15 protein-coding genes are annotated in these 15,431 nt (G+C 65.4%); 9 read left to right on the forward strand and 6 right to left on the reverse strand.

All coding sequences use genetic code 11. The features are described 5' to 3' along the window. Window positions 1-19: 19 nt before the first annotated feature. From gyrB to dnaA, 5 genes are all read right to left on the reverse strand, one after another. Entirely contained in the window at window positions 20-2,053 is a 2,034-nt protein-coding gene (gyrB, locus tag G6N66_RS26640) for a DNA topoisomerase (ATP-hydrolyzing) subunit B (RefSeq protein ID WP_085234071.1), read from the reverse strand. 254 nt (window positions 2,054-2,307) lie between these two features. Then, complete coding sequence (locus G6N66_RS26645; RefSeq protein ID WP_085233857.1) at window positions 2,308-2,871, reverse strand: DUF721 family protein; 564 nt, start codon at window positions 2,869-2,871, stop codon at window positions 2,308-2,310. Further along, window positions 2,868-4,016, reverse strand: coding sequence for a DNA replication/repair protein RecF (gene recF / locus G6N66_RS26650; RefSeq protein ID WP_085233858.1), 1,149 nt, complete (start codon window positions 4,014-4,016; stop codon window positions 2,868-2,870). The genes G6N66_RS26645 and recF overlap by 4 nt, the downstream gene beginning before the upstream one ends. Beyond that, window positions 4,017-5,216, reverse strand: coding sequence for a DNA polymerase III subunit beta (gene dnaN, locus G6N66_RS26655; protein WP_085233859.1), 1,200 nt, complete (start codon window positions 5,214-5,216; stop codon window positions 4,017-4,019). 426 nt (window positions 5,217-5,642) lie between these two features. Beyond that, window positions 5,643-7,178: a chromosomal replication initiator protein DnaA gene (gene dnaA / locus G6N66_RS26660; RefSeq protein WP_085234072.1), complete on the reverse strand. Its 1,536-nt coding sequence runs from the start codon at window positions 7,176-7,178 to the stop codon at window positions 5,643-5,645. 594 nt (window positions 7,179-7,772) lie between these two features. Here dnaA and rpmH point away from each other — a divergent pair. The 9 genes from rpmH (at window position 7,773) to G6N66_RS26705 (ending at window position 14,165) form a co-directional block, all read left to right on the forward strand. Further along, entirely contained in the window at window positions 7,773-7,916 is a 144-nt protein-coding gene (rpmH, locus tag G6N66_RS26665) for a 50S ribosomal protein L34 (RefSeq protein ID WP_083049437.1), read from the forward strand. A 19-nt stretch (window positions 7,917-7,935) separates the two neighbouring features. After that, entirely contained in the window at window positions 7,936-8,298 is a 363-nt protein-coding gene (gene rnpA / locus G6N66_RS26670) for a ribonuclease P protein component (protein WP_085233860.1), read from the forward strand. Between the two features lie 56 nt (window positions 8,299-8,354). After that, entirely contained in the window at window positions 8,355-8,624 is a 270-nt protein-coding gene (gene yidD, locus G6N66_RS26675; protein WP_085234073.1) for a membrane protein insertion efficiency factor YidD, read from the forward strand. Beyond that, entirely contained in the window at window positions 8,605-9,696 is a 1,092-nt protein-coding gene (gene yidC, locus G6N66_RS26680; RefSeq protein WP_139825293.1) for a membrane protein insertase YidC, read from the forward strand. The genes yidD and yidC overlap by 20 nt, the downstream gene beginning before the upstream one ends. A 97-nt stretch (window positions 9,697-9,793) precedes the next feature. Further along, entirely contained in the window at window positions 9,794-10,366 is a 573-nt protein-coding gene (locus G6N66_RS26685; protein WP_085233862.1) for a Jag family protein, read from the forward strand. Window positions 10,367-10,426: 60 nt separating this feature from the next. Next, a complete protein-coding gene (gene rsmG / locus G6N66_RS26690) occupies window positions 10,427-11,161 on the forward strand; it encodes a 16S rRNA (guanine(527)-N(7))-methyltransferase RsmG (RefSeq protein WP_085233863.1) in 735 nt (244 codons plus the stop codon). 98 nt (window positions 11,162-11,259) lie between these two features. Next, window positions 11,260-12,174 carry a ParA family protein gene (locus G6N66_RS26695; protein WP_085233864.1) on the forward strand — a complete coding sequence of 305 codons (915 nt, stop codon included), beginning with the start codon at window positions 11,260-11,262 and terminating at the stop codon, window positions 12,172-12,174. Continuing rightward, entirely contained in the window at window positions 12,171-13,169 is a 999-nt protein-coding gene (locus G6N66_RS26700) for a ParB/RepB/Spo0J family partition protein (protein ID WP_085233865.1), read from the forward strand. Before G6N66_RS26695 ends, G6N66_RS26700 begins: the two co-directional genes overlap by 4 nt. Window positions 13,170-13,388: 219 nt before the next feature. After that, window positions 13,389-14,165 carry an acetyltransferase gene (locus G6N66_RS26705; RefSeq protein ID WP_085233866.1) on the forward strand — a complete coding sequence of 259 codons (777 nt, stop codon included), beginning with the start codon at window positions 13,389-13,391 and terminating at the stop codon, window positions 14,163-14,165. On the opposite strand, the gene G6N66_RS26710 is transcribed toward G6N66_RS26705, so the two are convergent. Next, on the reverse strand, window positions 14,130-15,350 hold the full coding sequence (locus G6N66_RS26710; RefSeq protein ID WP_085233867.1) for an N-acetylmuramoyl-L-alanine amidase: 1,221 nt from the start codon (window positions 15,348-15,350) through the stop codon (window positions 14,130-14,132). The two genes, G6N66_RS26705 and G6N66_RS26710, sit on opposite strands and share 36 nt — an antisense overlap. Window positions 15,351-15,431: the final 81 nt, after the last annotated feature.

Raw genomic sequence — 15,431 nt, forward strand, 5'->3', positions numbered from 1 at the left:
AGAACTCGAATCAGACATCTCAGACATCTAGGAAGCGAACATCTTTCGCGTTACGGGTGATGAAGCTGCGGCGCGCGTCGACGTCCTCGCCCATCAGGATGGAGAACAGTTCGTCGGCCGCCGCGGCGTCATCCAGGGTCACCTGGCGCAGCACCCGCACCGACGGATCCATGGTGGTTTCCCACAGCTCCTTGGCATCCATCTCGCCCAGACCCTTATAGCGCTGGATGCCGTCTTCCTTATTGATCTTCTTGCCGGCCTTCAAGCCCGCCTCGAGTAGACCGTCGCGCTCGCGGTCCGAGTAGGCGAATTCCGGATCGCTGCGCTGCCACTTCAGCTTGTACAGCGGCGGCTGGGCCAGGAATACGTGCCCGTTTTCGATCAACGGCCGCATGAACCGGAACAGCAGGGTCAACAGCAGCGTCGAAATGTGCTGTCCGTCAACGTCGGCGTCGGCCATCAGCACGATCTTGTGGTAGCGCAGCTTGGTGATGTCGAACTCGTCGTGGATTCCCGTACCCAACGCGGTGATGATGGCCTGGACTTCGGTGTTCTTCAGCACCCGGTCGATGCGGGCCTTCTCCACGTTGATGATCTTGCCCCGCAGCGGCAGGATCGCCTGGAACATCGAGTCGCGCCCGCTCTTCGCCGAGCCGCCGGCCGAATCACCCTCCACCACATACAGTTCCGATTTCCGCGGGTCGGTGGAGCGGCAATCCGCGAGCTTGCCGGGGAGACCGCCGAGGTCGGTGGCGCTCTTGCGGCGCACCAACTCTCGCGCCTTGCGCGCTGCGATGCGCGCCTGCGCCGAGGACACCGCTTTGTTCACAACGGTTTTCGCCTCGGTCGGGTTGGCCTCGAACCAGTGCGTGAGCTGCTCGTTGCACACCTTCTGCACGAACGACTTCACCTCGGTGTTGCCCAGCTTGGTTTTGGTCTGGCCCTCGAACTGCGGTTCGCTGACCTTCACCGAAATGACGGCGGCCAAGCCTTCGCGGATGTCGTCGCCGGTCAAGTTGGGGTCTTTGTCCTTGAGGAGCTTCTTGTCCTTGGCGTACTTGTTCACCACCGAGGTCAACGCGCTGCGGAAACCCTCTTCGTGCGTGCCGCCCTCGTGGGTGTTGATGGTGTTGGCGAAGGTGTGCACCGACTCGGAATATCCGCCGTTCCACTGCATCGCGATTTCGACCTCGTGGCCGGCGCCCTTGCCGTCGAAGTCGATGACGCTCTGCTGGATCGGGTTCTTGGTGCGGTTGATGTGCTTGACGAAGTCCACCAGGCCGCCGGGGTAGTGAAAGGTGCGGTGTTTGACCCTGTGCCCCGCGGTCGATTCGGCCGCCTTTTCTTCGGCAGTCTTGGGTGCGTCGGCGGTGTCACTGACAACCTCGTCGACGACCTCGTCCTGCGACACCCGCTCGTCGGTGAGCTCGATCGTCAAACCCTTGTTCAGGAACGCCATTTCCTGCAGACGACGCGCGACGGTTTCGAAGTCGTACTCAAGCGTTTCGAAGATCTCGGGGTCGGCCCAGAACCTGATGGTCGTTCCGGTCTTCTTGGTCGCCTCGCCCTGCTTGAGCGTGCCCGGAACGGCATGGTCGTAGAACTGGGACCACTCGTATCCGTCGCGTTTGATCTCGACCTCGAGCCGGGTCGACAACGCGTTGACCACCGACACACCGACGCCGTGCAACCCGCCGCTGACCGTGTAGCCGCTGTTTTCGCCGCCGAACTTGCCGCCGGCATGCAGCTGGGTCATCACCACATCGACGGTCGGCGCCCCGGTGGCGTGCATCGCCACCGGAATGCCACGCCCGTCGTCGGTGACCTCGACGCTGCCGTCGTCCAGCAGCCGCACGTCGACCCGGGTGGCGTAACCGGCCATCGCCTCGTCCACCGAGTTGTCGACTACCTCCCAGATGAGGTGGTGCAGACCGCGCTCACCGGTGGAGCCGATATACATGCCGGGGCGTTTACGGACAGCCTCGAGACCCTCCAGCACGGTGATCGCCGAAGCGCCGTATTCATCTTGTGCCTTCTTCTTCTGGGCAGCCACGGTCCGGATGCTCTCCTTGGGGATTCGTGCGAGCGGTCCAGTCACCGCAGCGATCGCATACTCCACTCTACCGTGATCGGTGGCCTGGACCGATTTTCTGGGCGCGTTTCTACCTACCTAACTGCGCCGTGTGCTCGATATCTTTATTCCACGCACGTCCCGACGCCAGTCACCCTGGTCTGTGACGTTCTGGCGGCTCTGAGGCGGTGCCTCGCGCGTCCTGGCCCGGGCCCGCCGGGAGACCGCAAATCAGCCTAGCCGTAGGTGTCGCGGGGTCCCCTACCGGCGATGTGTCGGGGCCCCTTCCGCCACGACGGTGCCGCCGGGCCGGTGATCTTCAACGATGTCACGACCCCGTCGCCGACCGCCGCCGCGATCTTTGCCAACAGTTGCGGCTGCATCATCCGCAACTGCGTCGCCCACGCGGTCGATTCGGCCGTGACGTTGAGCACCCCGTTGCTCAGTGCGGTGGGGGTCGCGTGTTCGGCGATCTGCTGCCCGACGACCGCGGACCACTGGCCAAGCACGGTGCCCTCCGCGACGTGCGTCGACCATCCCCGCTTTTTCGCCAGCTCGCGCGCCGCCCTGCCCAACGGCTGCGGATCCCGAACGTCGGGACCCGGGCCCGACCAACTTCGCCGCTGCCCCGCGACACGGCGCCCCGACGGCGGCGCCGACCGCCCCCGGCCGGCGTCTTTGCCCTGGGCGCGGGCGGCCGCGCGGGCTTCCTCCAGGGTTCGTCTGACCAGATCGATCCCGGTCAATTCACCCGCCGGCTCAGCGTTGTCGGCCGACGCGACGTCGTCAGAGTCGCTCACTGCTGTACCACCGAGGCCCGGCCCGAGTCGTCGTCGCGCAGCTCGATCGTCAACCGGCGAGCGTCCCAGCCCGAGGGAATGTCTTCGGAGACCGCCGCGGTCACCAGTACCTGCTCCGCCGATTCGGCCACGGCCGCCAACGCCCGCCGGCGCGCGGCGTCCAGTTCGGCGAACACGTCGTCGAGCAACAGCACCGGTTCGCTGCCGTCGGCGCGTAATAGCTCGTAGGCCGCCAGTCGCAGCGCCACCGCGAACGACCACGATTCCCCATGGCTGGCAAAGCCTTTCGCGAATTGATCGCCCAACCGCAATTCCAGATCGTCACGGTGGGGACCCACCAGGCACATCCCGCGTTCCAATTCGGCGGAGCGCCGCGCCGAAAGCGCGGCCAACAGTGCGGCTTCCAGGAATTCGCGATCCGGATCGGACGACGGGCCGCCGTCCAGGCTGGCGCGGTAGCCAATCGACGCGGGCCGCGACGACGGCGCCAACAACTGGTATGCCTTTTCCACCTCCGGCGCCAACTGATTGACCAGATCAATGCGGGCGGCCATCAGTTGAGCGCCGTACTCGGCGAGCCGACTGTCCCAGACATCGAGGGTGTCCAACGCGCCCTGGTCGTTGCGGTGTCGGCTGCCGGAAAGCGATTTCAACAGCGCCGTTCGCTGTCGCAGCACCTTCTCGTAGTCGGCGCGCACGCCGGCGACGGTCGGTCTTCGCACCGTGGCTAGATCATCCAGATAACGACGGCGATCGGCCGGATCCCCGCGGACCAACGCCAGGTCTTCGGGCGCGAACAACACCGCCTGCAACACCCCGACCACCTCGCGGGTACTGCGCACCGGTGACCGGTTCAACCGCGCCTTATTGGCCCGCCCCGCGGCGATTTCCAAATCGACCGCACATTCCCGCCCGTCATTGACGACGATCGTCGAGACCACCGCGCGGTCGGCTCCGGCCCGAATCAACGGCGCATCGGTCCCTACCCGGTGTGATCCTGTGGTCGTCGAATACCAAAGTGCCTCAATCAGATTCGTCTTGCCGTATCCGTTGGGAGCGACAAAGACGGTCCGCCCCGGTTCCAAATCGAGATCGGCCTGCGCCCAGGACCGGAAGTCCCGCAGTCCCAAATGCCGGACGTACACCTATCCAGGCAACCGAACGGGCATCAACAAATACACGTAGTCGGTGGGCGGGGCGGCGAAGGGTCCGCTCCCCGAGGGCACTTCGTCGCCTTCGGCCGCCGGACGCAACAACGCGGGCTTGCCCGGCGTGGTAAAGCCAAACGACACCCGTTCCGAATGCACCGATGCCAGCCCATCGGTTAGATAGGTCGGGTTAAATGCAATGGTCAGCGGCTCGCCGGCGAAGTCCACCGCGAGGTCTTCCTCCGCGCGGCCGACGTCGTCGGCACCAGCCGAAAGCCGCAGCATGCCATCGCCGAACTCCATGCGAACCTGGGCGCCCCGGTCCGCGACCAACGCCACCAACTTGATGGCTTCGGTCAACTCGGCCACGTTGATGGTCGCCACCGAAGTGTGCTCGGCGGGCAGCAGCTGCCGAAATTTCGGGAACTCCGCATCGAGTAGCCGCGTGGTGCTGCGCTTGCCGTTGCCGCTAATACCGAGCAGCCCGTCCTTGCCGACACCCGATCCGGCCCCCAACGACAGCCGAACATCGGCCCCGTCGGTGCCGGTTTTCGCGGCCTCGGCCAGCGTCTTCGCCGGCACCAACACCGCGGCCTCAACGTCCGGCGTCAACGCCGACCAGGTCAACTCGCGGACCGCCAGACGGAACCTGTCGGTGGCGGCCAAAACCACCGTGTCACCGGAGATCTCAACCCTGATGCCGGTCAACATGGGCAACGTGTCGTCCCGGCCGGCGGCAACCGCGACCTGGCTGATCGCTTCGGCGAACAGATCCGCGGGCAACGTCCCGGTCTCTTCCGGCAGGACGGGCAGCGTGGGGTAGTCCTCAACCGCCATCGTCGGCAGCGAGAACCTGGCGCTTCCGCAGGTCAACGCGACACGGTTACCGTCGACGTAGAAGTCCACCGGCTTGTCGGGCAGTGCCCGAGTGATGTCTGACAACAACCGACCGGATACCAAAACGCTTCCGGGAGAAGCAATCTCGGCCGCAACCTGTGCCTCGGCGGAAACCTCGTAGTCAAACCCCGAGATGGTCAGGCCGTCATCCGAGCCGGTGAGCAAGACCCCGGACAACACCGGCACCGCGGGCCTGGTGGGCAGATTCTTCGCCACCCATGACACCGCCTCTGCGAAGGACTCCCGTACCAGACGGAATTTCAAATCGGTGAGGCCAGCTGTTGTCGTCGCCGCGTCCATGGCTTCCCTTCACCTAACACTCGCACTCCGGTGGCACATCGAAGAACAACCGTAGATCGTTCAGCGCCAACTTGAAAGCTAATCGATGAGGCTGACAAGGCTGGTCAACGACCAGTTTGGACGGCCTGTGCGACCGGTGTCCCCAACGGCGGTTTTCAAAGAAGAAATAACGAAGAGATCTCAGTAACAGTATTAAGGGCTGTGCATGTTGGGGACAGCGTGACCTCGGCGCAGCTAGGGGCGGGCGCGGGCTGTGGATGACGCGGTGGATAACTTCGCCGGACATGTTGGATCCCTGGGGATTGCGTACGCTTGTGCACGAAAATCCGAAGGCCACCGCGATATTTCAGCCGGTTGTGCACAGGACCGCCCACACACGCACGCTGAGGCTGATGTGACTTAAGGGTCAGAAGTTTTTTGCAAGTTTCAGCGCTTGGAGCGCTGGCGGATGCGGGTTGTGAGTTCCTTGACGTGATCGAACACCTCGCGTCGTTCGGCCAACTCCGATGAGATCTTGCGTTGGGCGTACATGACGGTGGTGTGGTCGCGGCCGAACGCCTGCCCGATCTTGGGCAGCGACAAGTCGGTGAGTTCGCGGCACAGGTACATCGCGATCTGCCGAGACTGCGCCAGGGCCCGGGTCTTGCCGGGGCCGCGGAGCTCTTCGACGGTGGTGTCGAAGTATTCGGCGGTGGCGGCCATGATCGTCGCCGAACTGATTTGTAGATTGCTGGCGTCGGCGATCAAATCGCGAAGCACGATCTCGGCCAGCGCCTTGTCGATCGGGGTTTTGTTCAACGACGCGAACGCGGTCACCCGGATGAGCGCGCCCTCGAGTTCGCGGATGTTGCGTTCGATGCTGCTGGCGATGAGCTCGAGTACGTCGTCGGGGACCGCGAGCCTTTCCATCTGAGCCTTCTTGCGCAAGATGGCAATGCGCGTCTCCAGCTCGGGCGGCTGCACGTCGGTGATCAGCCCCCACTCGAACCGGGTCCGCAGCCGATCCTCGAGGGTCGCGAGCTGCTTGGGCGGGCGGTCCGACGAGATGACAATCTGCTTGTTCGCGTTGTGGAGAGTGTTGAAAGTGTGGAAAAACTCTTCCTGGATGCCCTCTTTGCCTTCGATGAATTGGATGTCATCGACGAGCAGCACGTCCACGTCGCGGTAGCTGCGCTTGAACGCGACCTTGCGGTCGTCGCGCAGCGAGTTGATGAAGTCGTTGGTGAATTCCTCGGTGGAGACGTACTTGACCCGCATCCCGGGGAACAGTCGTTGGGCATAGTTGCCGGCTGCGTGCAGCAGGTGTGTTTTACCGAGCCCCGACTCGCCCCAGATGAATAGGGGGTTGTAGGCCCGGGCGGGTGCTTCGGCGATCGCCAAAGTGGCGGCATGCGCGAACCGATTGGAGGCACCGATGACGAAGGTGTCGAATGTGTAGCGGCGATTCAGGCTGGTGCCGCCGGCGGCGGCCGCTGACTCGCTGCTGTGTGGGCGTTCGGTGAAATAGGCCGGCCAGCTTTGTTGCGCATCGCCAAGGGGCTCGTCGGGTTCGTCGGCGTCGTCGGGTTCGGCGTCCAAGTCGTCGGCGTCGGTGAGCAGTTCGGTTCGAGGAAGACCGGGGTCGGCCGGGGCGGTCGCGTCGTCGACGGCCGCCGGCGGGGCGATGCGGACCCCCAGCTGTATCTGCTGTCCGAGTCGACGACTCAAGGCGTCGGTGATCGGGGTGCGCAGGTGGCGTTCGATCTCGTTTTGCACGAAGCTGCTCGGCACCGACAGCAGCGCGAAGCCCTCGACGATTGTGAGTGGCTGGACGAGATTCAGCCAGGCGCGTTGCTGAGGGGTCAGTGGCGTAATCAGAGCGTTGTGGGTGGCGACCCCGTTGTCGGTGGGGGACTCGCCGTTGAGTTCGGAGACGACCGCATGCCACACCGAGGTGAAACCTGAACCGGGATCATCGATCAACGACGCATCTCCCTGGCTCTCGTGAGGTCCGGGTTCGGGTGGCGACAAAGGCGACTGTCCACATAGTTATACACAGGTGTGGACAGGATGATCGTTCAGTGAGCTGAGGCCTCTTGGCAACAGCTCGCGATCTCCGTGCTGGAGACAACCCGTGGGTCATCTAGGCAGCTAGTCGATCCGCCATCCTCGCTTCGTCGTGACCACCGCTCCTGTCTGAAACGGCACTGGCTGAAGCTAACAGTTTTCCGTCCGGCTGCCAACAGTTCTGTTGCATTCGGATCGGTTGTTTTGCGGTCATTTTCGGTTACTGCGAAGATTGCGGCGGTTGGTCTCGTGGGTGCCGACTGTTTACCTCGGCAGGTGCCGTCGGGTGCGTTGGGACAAGCCAGTTTTCGGCGGCCGTGGTCGGCCAGGATTTGGCCAGGTTTGACCCAGCGAAAGCCGGTCAGTACCCTCGAACAGTCGCCCGAAAGTCGGCGATACGGCTGCGACCCAGGATGAAAGCGCTTGGGGACCGCGCCGGCCAACAGCAAGACCACCCCCGACCGGCGTGCTGGCGAAGCATGAGCAGGCCGGACATGACAGGAGAACGCCGTGGCCAAGGGCAAGCGGACCTTCCAGCCGAACAACCGGCGCCGAGCCCGGGTGCACGGCTTCCGTCTGCGCATGCGCACTCGCGCTGGACGTGCGATCGTCGCCGGTCGGCGTCGCAAGGGCCGCCGCGCACTCTCTGCCTGATCGCTGCACGGTTTTTGCGGTGCTTTCCGCACGCAACCGCATGAGGCGGTCCACCGAATTCGATGCGACGGTGAAATACGGGCTGCGCACTGTGCAGCCCGACATCGTCGTCCATGTCAGGCGGGGGAGCGACCCTGGGGACGGTGACGGTCCGCGGGTCGGATTGATCATCGCCAAGTCCGTTGGTTCGGCGGTTGAGCGGCATCGGGTCGCGCGCCGACTGCGCCACGTCGCGCGCACCATGCTGGGCGACCTCTCCACGTCCGATCGGGTGGTGATTCGGGCATTGCCGAGCAGCAGCCAGGTGTCGTCCGCTTGGTTGGAACAGCAGCTGCGAACCGGGTTGCGACGCGCCCTGAACCCGTCCGGGACACACCGGTGAGCCTGTCGGCGCGCTGCGTGCGAGGGCTGGTCTTCGTAATCCAGCTCTACCGGCACATGGTGTCGCCGTTGCGGCCGGCGTCCTGCCGCTTCGTCCCGACCTGCAGCCAGTACGCGGTCGACGCTCTAACGGAGTTTGGCTTGATCCGGGGGAGCTGGCTGGCCGCCTGCAGGCTGGCGAAATGTGGACCCTGGCATCGTGGCGGATGGGACCCGATACCCGAGCGGGACGGCCCCCATCGCGCCGCGGGTGGCTGCGACGACTTAGAAAGCAACGCCTGGGACTCCCCAGCGGAGCTAGGGGAAGGTGAGTCTCTTGTCGTTTGATCCGTTCAGTCTCGACATCGTCTATTACCCGGTGTCGTGGATCATGTGGGTCTGGTACAAGCTTTTCGCCGCCGTGCTGGGCCCGTCGAACTTCTTCGCCTGGGCGCTGGCCGTGATGTTCCTGGTGTTCAGTCTGCGCGCTTTGCTCTACAAGCCGTTCGTCCGCCAGATCCGCACCACCCGGCAGATGCAGGAGCTGCAACCCCAGATCAAGGCGCTGCAAAAGAAGTACGGCAAGGACCGCCAGCGGATGGCGCTCGAAATGCAGAAGCTGCAACGCGAGCACGGGTTCAACCCGATCCTGGGGTGCTTGCCGATGCTGGCGCAGATCCCGGTGTTCCTGGGCCTCTACCACGTCTTGCGGTCGTTCAACCGCACGACCGGAGGCATCGGCCAGCCCCACATGTCGGTCATCCAGAACCGGCTGACCGGCAACTACGTGTTCACGCCGGCGGAGGTCGGGCACTTCCTCGACGCCAACCTGTGGGGCGCGCCGATCGGGGCGTTCATGACGCAACACGCCGGGTTGGAGGCCTTCACCCACTTCCACCGCCCCGCGGTGATTGCGGTCGGGGCGCCGGTGATGATCATGGCCGGCATCGCGACCTACTTCAACAGTCGCGCCTCGGTGGCCCGGCAGAGCGCAGAAGCGGCCGCCAACCCGCAGACGGCGATGATGAACAAAATGGCGCTGTACGTGTTCCCGCTCGGCGTTGTCGTCGGCGGCCCGTTCCTGCCGTTGGCGATCATCCTGTACTGGTTCTCCAACAACATCTGGACCTTCGGCCAGCAGCACTACGTGTTCGGGATGATCGAAAAAGAGGAAGAGGCCAAGAAGCAGGAAGTGATCCAGCGCCGCGCTGCGAACGCACCGGCGCCTGGGGCCAAGCCGAAGCGCCCGGCCAAGTCGACACCGCCGAGCACTGAATCGACAGACACGGGTTCGGCCGGACGGATAGCCGAAGCGGAGACCGCAGAGACCGACCCGAAAAAGCCGACAGCCGGACGAAACAACGCGCCGCCCAACCGCACCCCGCGGCCCGGGGCGCGGCCGAAGAAGCGGAAACGCTGAGCGCAGGGCCGGGACGGATGCCAGACCTTACCGGGGTGAGACGGGCGAGCGACCCCATGACAAACACGGGCCCGTGGATTGAGGAAGAGGGAAAGCCATGACGGACGCCGAGACCGCCGAGCACGAGACCGATGCGGAATCGATAGCAGAGACAGCTGCCGAGGACGAAGCCACGGTGGATGAGGGTGGCGACGAAGCCGACGACTTGGAGGAGCGGTTGGTCGCCGAAGGAGAGATCGCCGGCGACTATCTCGAGGAGCTGTTGGATCTGCTCGACTTCGACGGCGACATCGACCTGGACGTGGAAGGCAGCCGCGCGGTCGTCAGCATCGACGGCAGCGACGACTTGAACAAGCTGGTCGGCCGCGGGGGCGAGGTGCTCGACGCGCTGCAAGAGCTGACGCGCTTGGCGGTACATCAGAAGACCGGCGTGCGGAGCCGCTTGATGCTCGACATCGCCAGCTGGCGCCGGCGGCGGCGCGAGGAGTTGGCGGCGCTGGGCGACAAGGTCGCACGGCGGGTGCTCAGCAGCGGGGAGCGCGAGGAGCTTTCCCCGATGACACCGTTCGAGCGGAAGATCGTGCACGACGCCGTCGCTGCGGTGCCGGGCGTGCACAGCGAAAGCGAGGGCGTTGAGCCGTCGCGCCGGGTTGTTGTCCTGCACGACTAGGCGCACCGAGTTACAAAGATGTAGTTCGTGCCGGGCGGCCAAGCCGGGTCCAAGAAGGGGATGTTTCACGTGAAACATGTCAGCCCTTGCGAAGGGCGCGAGTCCCCGGTGCTGCCCGGCGGCGAGGCGGGCCCCGACGCAGCTGCAGCAGTTTTCGGGCCGCGCCTGGATGCTGCTCGGCGGTACGCCGAACTGTTGGCGGGAGCCGGCGTGGAACGCGGCCTCCTGGGGCCGCGGGAGGTGGATCGGATCTGGGAGCGGCATCTGCTTAACAGTGCGGCTGTGAGCGAACTCCTTGAGCCGGGGGAGCGGGTTGTGGATATCGGCAGCGGTGCGGGCTTGCCCGGACTACCGTTGGCGATTGCCCGCCCCGATCTCGACATCGTGCTTCTCGAACCGATGTTGCGCCGCACCGACTTTCTACGCGAGGTCATCGCCGAACTAGGGTTGCCGGTCGAGGTGGTGCGCGGCCGCGCCGAAGAGCGGGGGGTCCGCGCCCAGATCGGCGAGCGGGACGCCGCTGTTTCGAGGGCGGTCGCCGCGCTGGACAAGCTGACGAAGTGGAGCATGCCATTGCTACGGACGGGCGGGCGGATGGTCGCGATCAAGGGGGAGCAGGCTCCCGACGAACTCCGGCAGCATCGGCGTGTGATGGAGGCAGCGGGCGCGGTTGATGCCAGGGTGGTCACATGTGGCGCGAAATACTTGCGTCCGCCCGCGACCGTGGTGTTAGCGCGGCGAGGCAGTTCCTCGCGGCACAAGGCCGCACGAGAAACGAACAGGGGAACGCGGTGAGTTCTCCCGGAGGTTGGAGCGACGCGCCCTCGTCGTCCGTCGGCGCGCCGCACGATGAGCCGCCGGCAGCGGCACCCGGCGGGCCCCAGGAGCCGGGCATGCCTGCCGATGTTTCACGTGAAACATCCGACGACTTCGACACCCCCATCGGCGCCGCGGCCGAACGGGCCATGCGCGTCCTGCACACCACCGACGACCCGCTGCCGCGACCGCGTCAGCGCCGGCTGTTCACCGTCGCCAACCAGAAGGGCGGCGTCGGCAAGACGACCACCGCGGTCAACCTGGCGGCCGCGCTCGCGGTGCAAGGGCTCAAGACGCTGGTCATCGACCTCGATCCGCAGGGCAACGCCAGCACGGCGCTGGGAATCACCGAACGTCAATCCGGCGCCCCCTCGTCGTACGAGGTTCTGATCGGGGAGGTCGGGTTGCAGGAGGCGCTGCGGCCCAGCCCCCATAGCGGGCGCCTCTTTTGCGTACCGGCGACCATCGACCTGGCCGGCGCCGAGATCGAATTGGTGAGCATGGTGGCGCGCGAGAACCGGTTGCGCACGGCCCTGGGCGAGTTGGACAAGTTCGACTTCGACTACGTCTTCATCGACTGCCCACCGTCGCTCGGGCTGCTGACCATCAACGCGCTCGTTGCCGCGCCGGAGGTGATGATCCCGATCCAGTGCGAGTACTACGCGCTCGAAGGCGTCTCCCAACTGATGCGCAATATTGAGATGGTCAAGGCCCATCTCAATCCGCAACTCGACGTGAGCACCGTGATCCTCACGATGTACGACGGGCGGACCAAGCTCGCGGACCAGGTGGCCGAAGAGGTGCGCCGCTACTTCGGGAGCAAGGTTTTGCGTACTGTAATTCCGCGCAGCGTCAAGGTTTCCGAGGCGCCCGGCTACAGCATGACGATCATTGACTACGACCCCGGGTCGCGGGGTGCGATGAGCTATCTCGACGCAAGCCGCGAACTGGCCAACCGTGATCAGCCACCATCCGCGAAGGGACAACCATGACACAGCCGTCGCGTAGGAAGGGCGGCCTCGGCCGAGGATTGGCTTCGCTGATCCCGACCGGCCCCGCGGACGCCGACTCCGGTCCGGCGACACTCGGCCCCCGGATGGGCAACGCGGCCGCCGACGTCTTGATCGGGGGAGCGGCCGGAGCGGCCGCAGCCCCGGACGTCGCGGGGATCGGTGCGGTCTACCGCGAAATCGCGCCGAGCGACATCGAGCGCAATCCTCGTCAGCCCCGGCAGGTGTTCGACGAGGAGGCGCTGTCGGAGTTGGTGCACTCCATCCGCGAGTTCGGCCTGTTGCAGCCGATCGTGGTGCGGGAGGTGCCGGATTCGGCGAGCGGCGCGCGTTACCAGATCGTGATGGGGGAGCGGCGTTGGCGGGCGGCGCAAGAGGCCGGCATGGCCACCATCCCGGCCATCGTGCGTGAGACGGGTGACGACAACCTGCTGCGCGATGCCCTCTTGGAGAACATTCACCGCGTGCAGCTGAACCCCTTGGAAGAGGCGGCGGCCTACCAGCAACTGCTCGACGAGTTCGACGTCACCCACGATGAACTGGCCTCGCGGATCGGGCGTTCGCGCCCACTGATCACGAACATGATTCGGTTGCTGAAGCTGCCGATCCCAGTGCAGCGTCGGGTGGCCGCGGGCGTGCTGTCCGCGGGTCACGCCCGGGCGCTGTTGTCCCTGGAGGGCGGTCCCGAGGCACAGGAAGAGCTTGCCAGCAGGATCGTCGCGGAGGGCCTGTCGGTGCGGGCCACCGAAGAGGCGGTGACTCTGGCCAATCGTGGTGATACCTCCACGCCGACGCCGCCGCGGCGCAAGCCGATCCAGATGCCGGGCCTGCAGGACGTCGCCGAGCGACTGTCGAACGCCTTCGACACCCGGGTGACGGTCAGCCTCGGCAGGCGCAAAGGCAAGATCGTGGTCGAGTTCGCGTCGGTGGACGATCTGCAGCGAATCATCGACATGATGAACCCCTCCGGCAGCTGACCGGCCACCTCATGTAATTACGTCACTGTGACACTGCGGTGATGGCGGGCCGCGAGAAGCACGGCAATCCGACGCAGATCCACTGTGCGTCAAGCCATTTCGACGCCGAGCTGGGAAGCGCCGGTTGCGCCGGCGGCAACAGGGGGCAGGAGTGGCCCGAAGACGACAAACTCTCCTATTCTGGAGTGGCTGCAGTACCGCACGAAGGCCAGGAGGCTAGTGTCCGCTCGAATCACGCCGCTGCGGCTCGAAGCCTTTGAGCACCTCCCCAAGCACGCGCGCCGCTGCGTCTTCTGGGAGGTGGATCCGGCGACGCTTGGCAACCAAGACCATCTCGCCGACCCGGAGTTCGAAAAAGAAGCGTGGCTGTCGATGGTGATGCTGGAGTGGGGTTCGTGCGGGCAGGTCGCGACGGCGATCCCCGACGAACGCAGCCACGCCGAGCCGCCGTGCCTCGGCTACGTGCTCTACGCCCCACCGGGCGCGGTGCCACGGGCGCACCGGTTTCCTACCGCGCCGGTGTCGGCGGATGCGGTCTTATTGACTTCGATGGGAGTGGAGCGGGGGCAGGCCACCGACGACCTGCCGCACAGCCTCATCGCCCGGGTGATCGACGAGTTGGTTCGCCGCGGGGTGCGCGCGCTGGAGGCCTTCGGTCGCACCGAGGCGGCCGCCGAGTTGCAGGATCCACGCGCCGCCGACCCCGATGTGCGGCCGGTGCTGGAGGCCCTCGGCGACTGCTCGGTCGATCACTGCATCATCGCCGCCGATTTCCTGAAAGACGTTGGCTTCGTCGTGGTCGCCCCGCACCAGTACTTCCCGCGGTTGCGGCTCGAGTTGGACAAGGGACTGGGTTGGAAGGCCGAAGTCGAGGCCGCCCTGGAGCGTCTGCTGGCTAATGCCCAGTTGGAAGTGCCGGTAGGGGCGGGGGCGGGTTCCCAGCCGTCCAACGTGAGTGACTTACGAACCGCCGAGTCTGCTGGCTCGTTCGACTGACAGTTCGTGGGCAAGCAATTCAGCGAAGGTAAACGTGCCGGTGGGCCGGTCGTTCTTGCCGAGCAGATAGAGCCGCTTGACCGCGGCGAGGATTCCTTCGGCGATGGCATCGCGGGTCTGCGTCGAAACCAGCATCGACCGATCTCGCGGGTTGGACATGTAGCCGACGTCGACCTGCACGGTCGGCATCCGCGTCAGCCGGAGCAGATCCCACGTTCGGCCATGCGTACGACAGTCCCGTAAACCGGTGCGCGCCACCACTTCTCGCTGAATGAAATCCGCGAGATTGCGGCCGATGGTGGACACCGAGCCGTGCGAGTTGCCGAAGTGGAAGGACGCGACGCCATTCGGGGCTGGGCTGGTTTGCGTCTCGCAGCGCAGGCTGATCATCAGGTCCGCGCCGTAGTTGTTGGCGGTGGCCGCGCGTTCGGCGTCCGACGGGCTGCGATTGGTCGGGCGCGATAGGAAGGTCTCCATGCCGATGGCCGTCATCCGGCCTTCGAGCCGACTTGCCAAGTCCCACAACATATCTGCTTCGCTGATGGGGCCGGCGGGGCCTTGGGTGATGGTTCCGTGGTCCGCGCCGCCGCGGCCCGGATCGATGATGATCCGCTTGCCGGACAGCTTCGGACCGGATCGGCGGACCAGCTCTTCCTCGCGTATCGCATGCGGCGAACCGCCGGTGACCCGGGCACTCAGAAAGTACAAGGAGCGCAACGTTTCCGGGCCGCAGATGCCGTCGGCGGCGAGTCCATATTCGCGCTGATAAGACTCCAGCGCGTTGTGCGTCTGCAGGCCGAAGTGTCCGTCGACCAGGCCGGTGTAGAAACCCAGGTCCTGGAGCCGGGCCTGCAGGGTGGCGACGTCGTCGCCGTAGAGCGGGGCGCCGAATTGGTGATAGAGCGTGCGGGCGCCCAGCCGGTAGGAGGCTTCCTTCAAGGCCCGGTAGGTGGCATCGCCGACAACGCCGTCGACGAGCAGCCCGCGGTGCTGCTGGAAGGCGCGCACCGCGTGGTCGAGCTCGGCGTCGAACAGCTCGGGCGAGACATGCCTGCCCGTGGTCAGGTCGTCGTCGGGGCCGTCCAGTAGTCCCAACGCGGACAGCGCGGCCCGGATCTCGGCGACAGCCGCGCTACGGTCTCCACAGCGCAGCACATCGCCGTGTTCGTGGCGCGGACTCGGCATACCAAGGGCCCTCCGGGACTCACTAACGCGCTGGCAAAGACTTGTCGGGACATAACGGCGCACAACAGCTGACGGTTATTG

This window comes from Mycobacterium conspicuum, assembly GCF_010730195.1.
Lineage (GTDB): Bacteria > Actinomycetota > Actinomycetes > Mycobacteriales > Mycobacteriaceae > Mycobacterium > Mycobacterium conspicuum.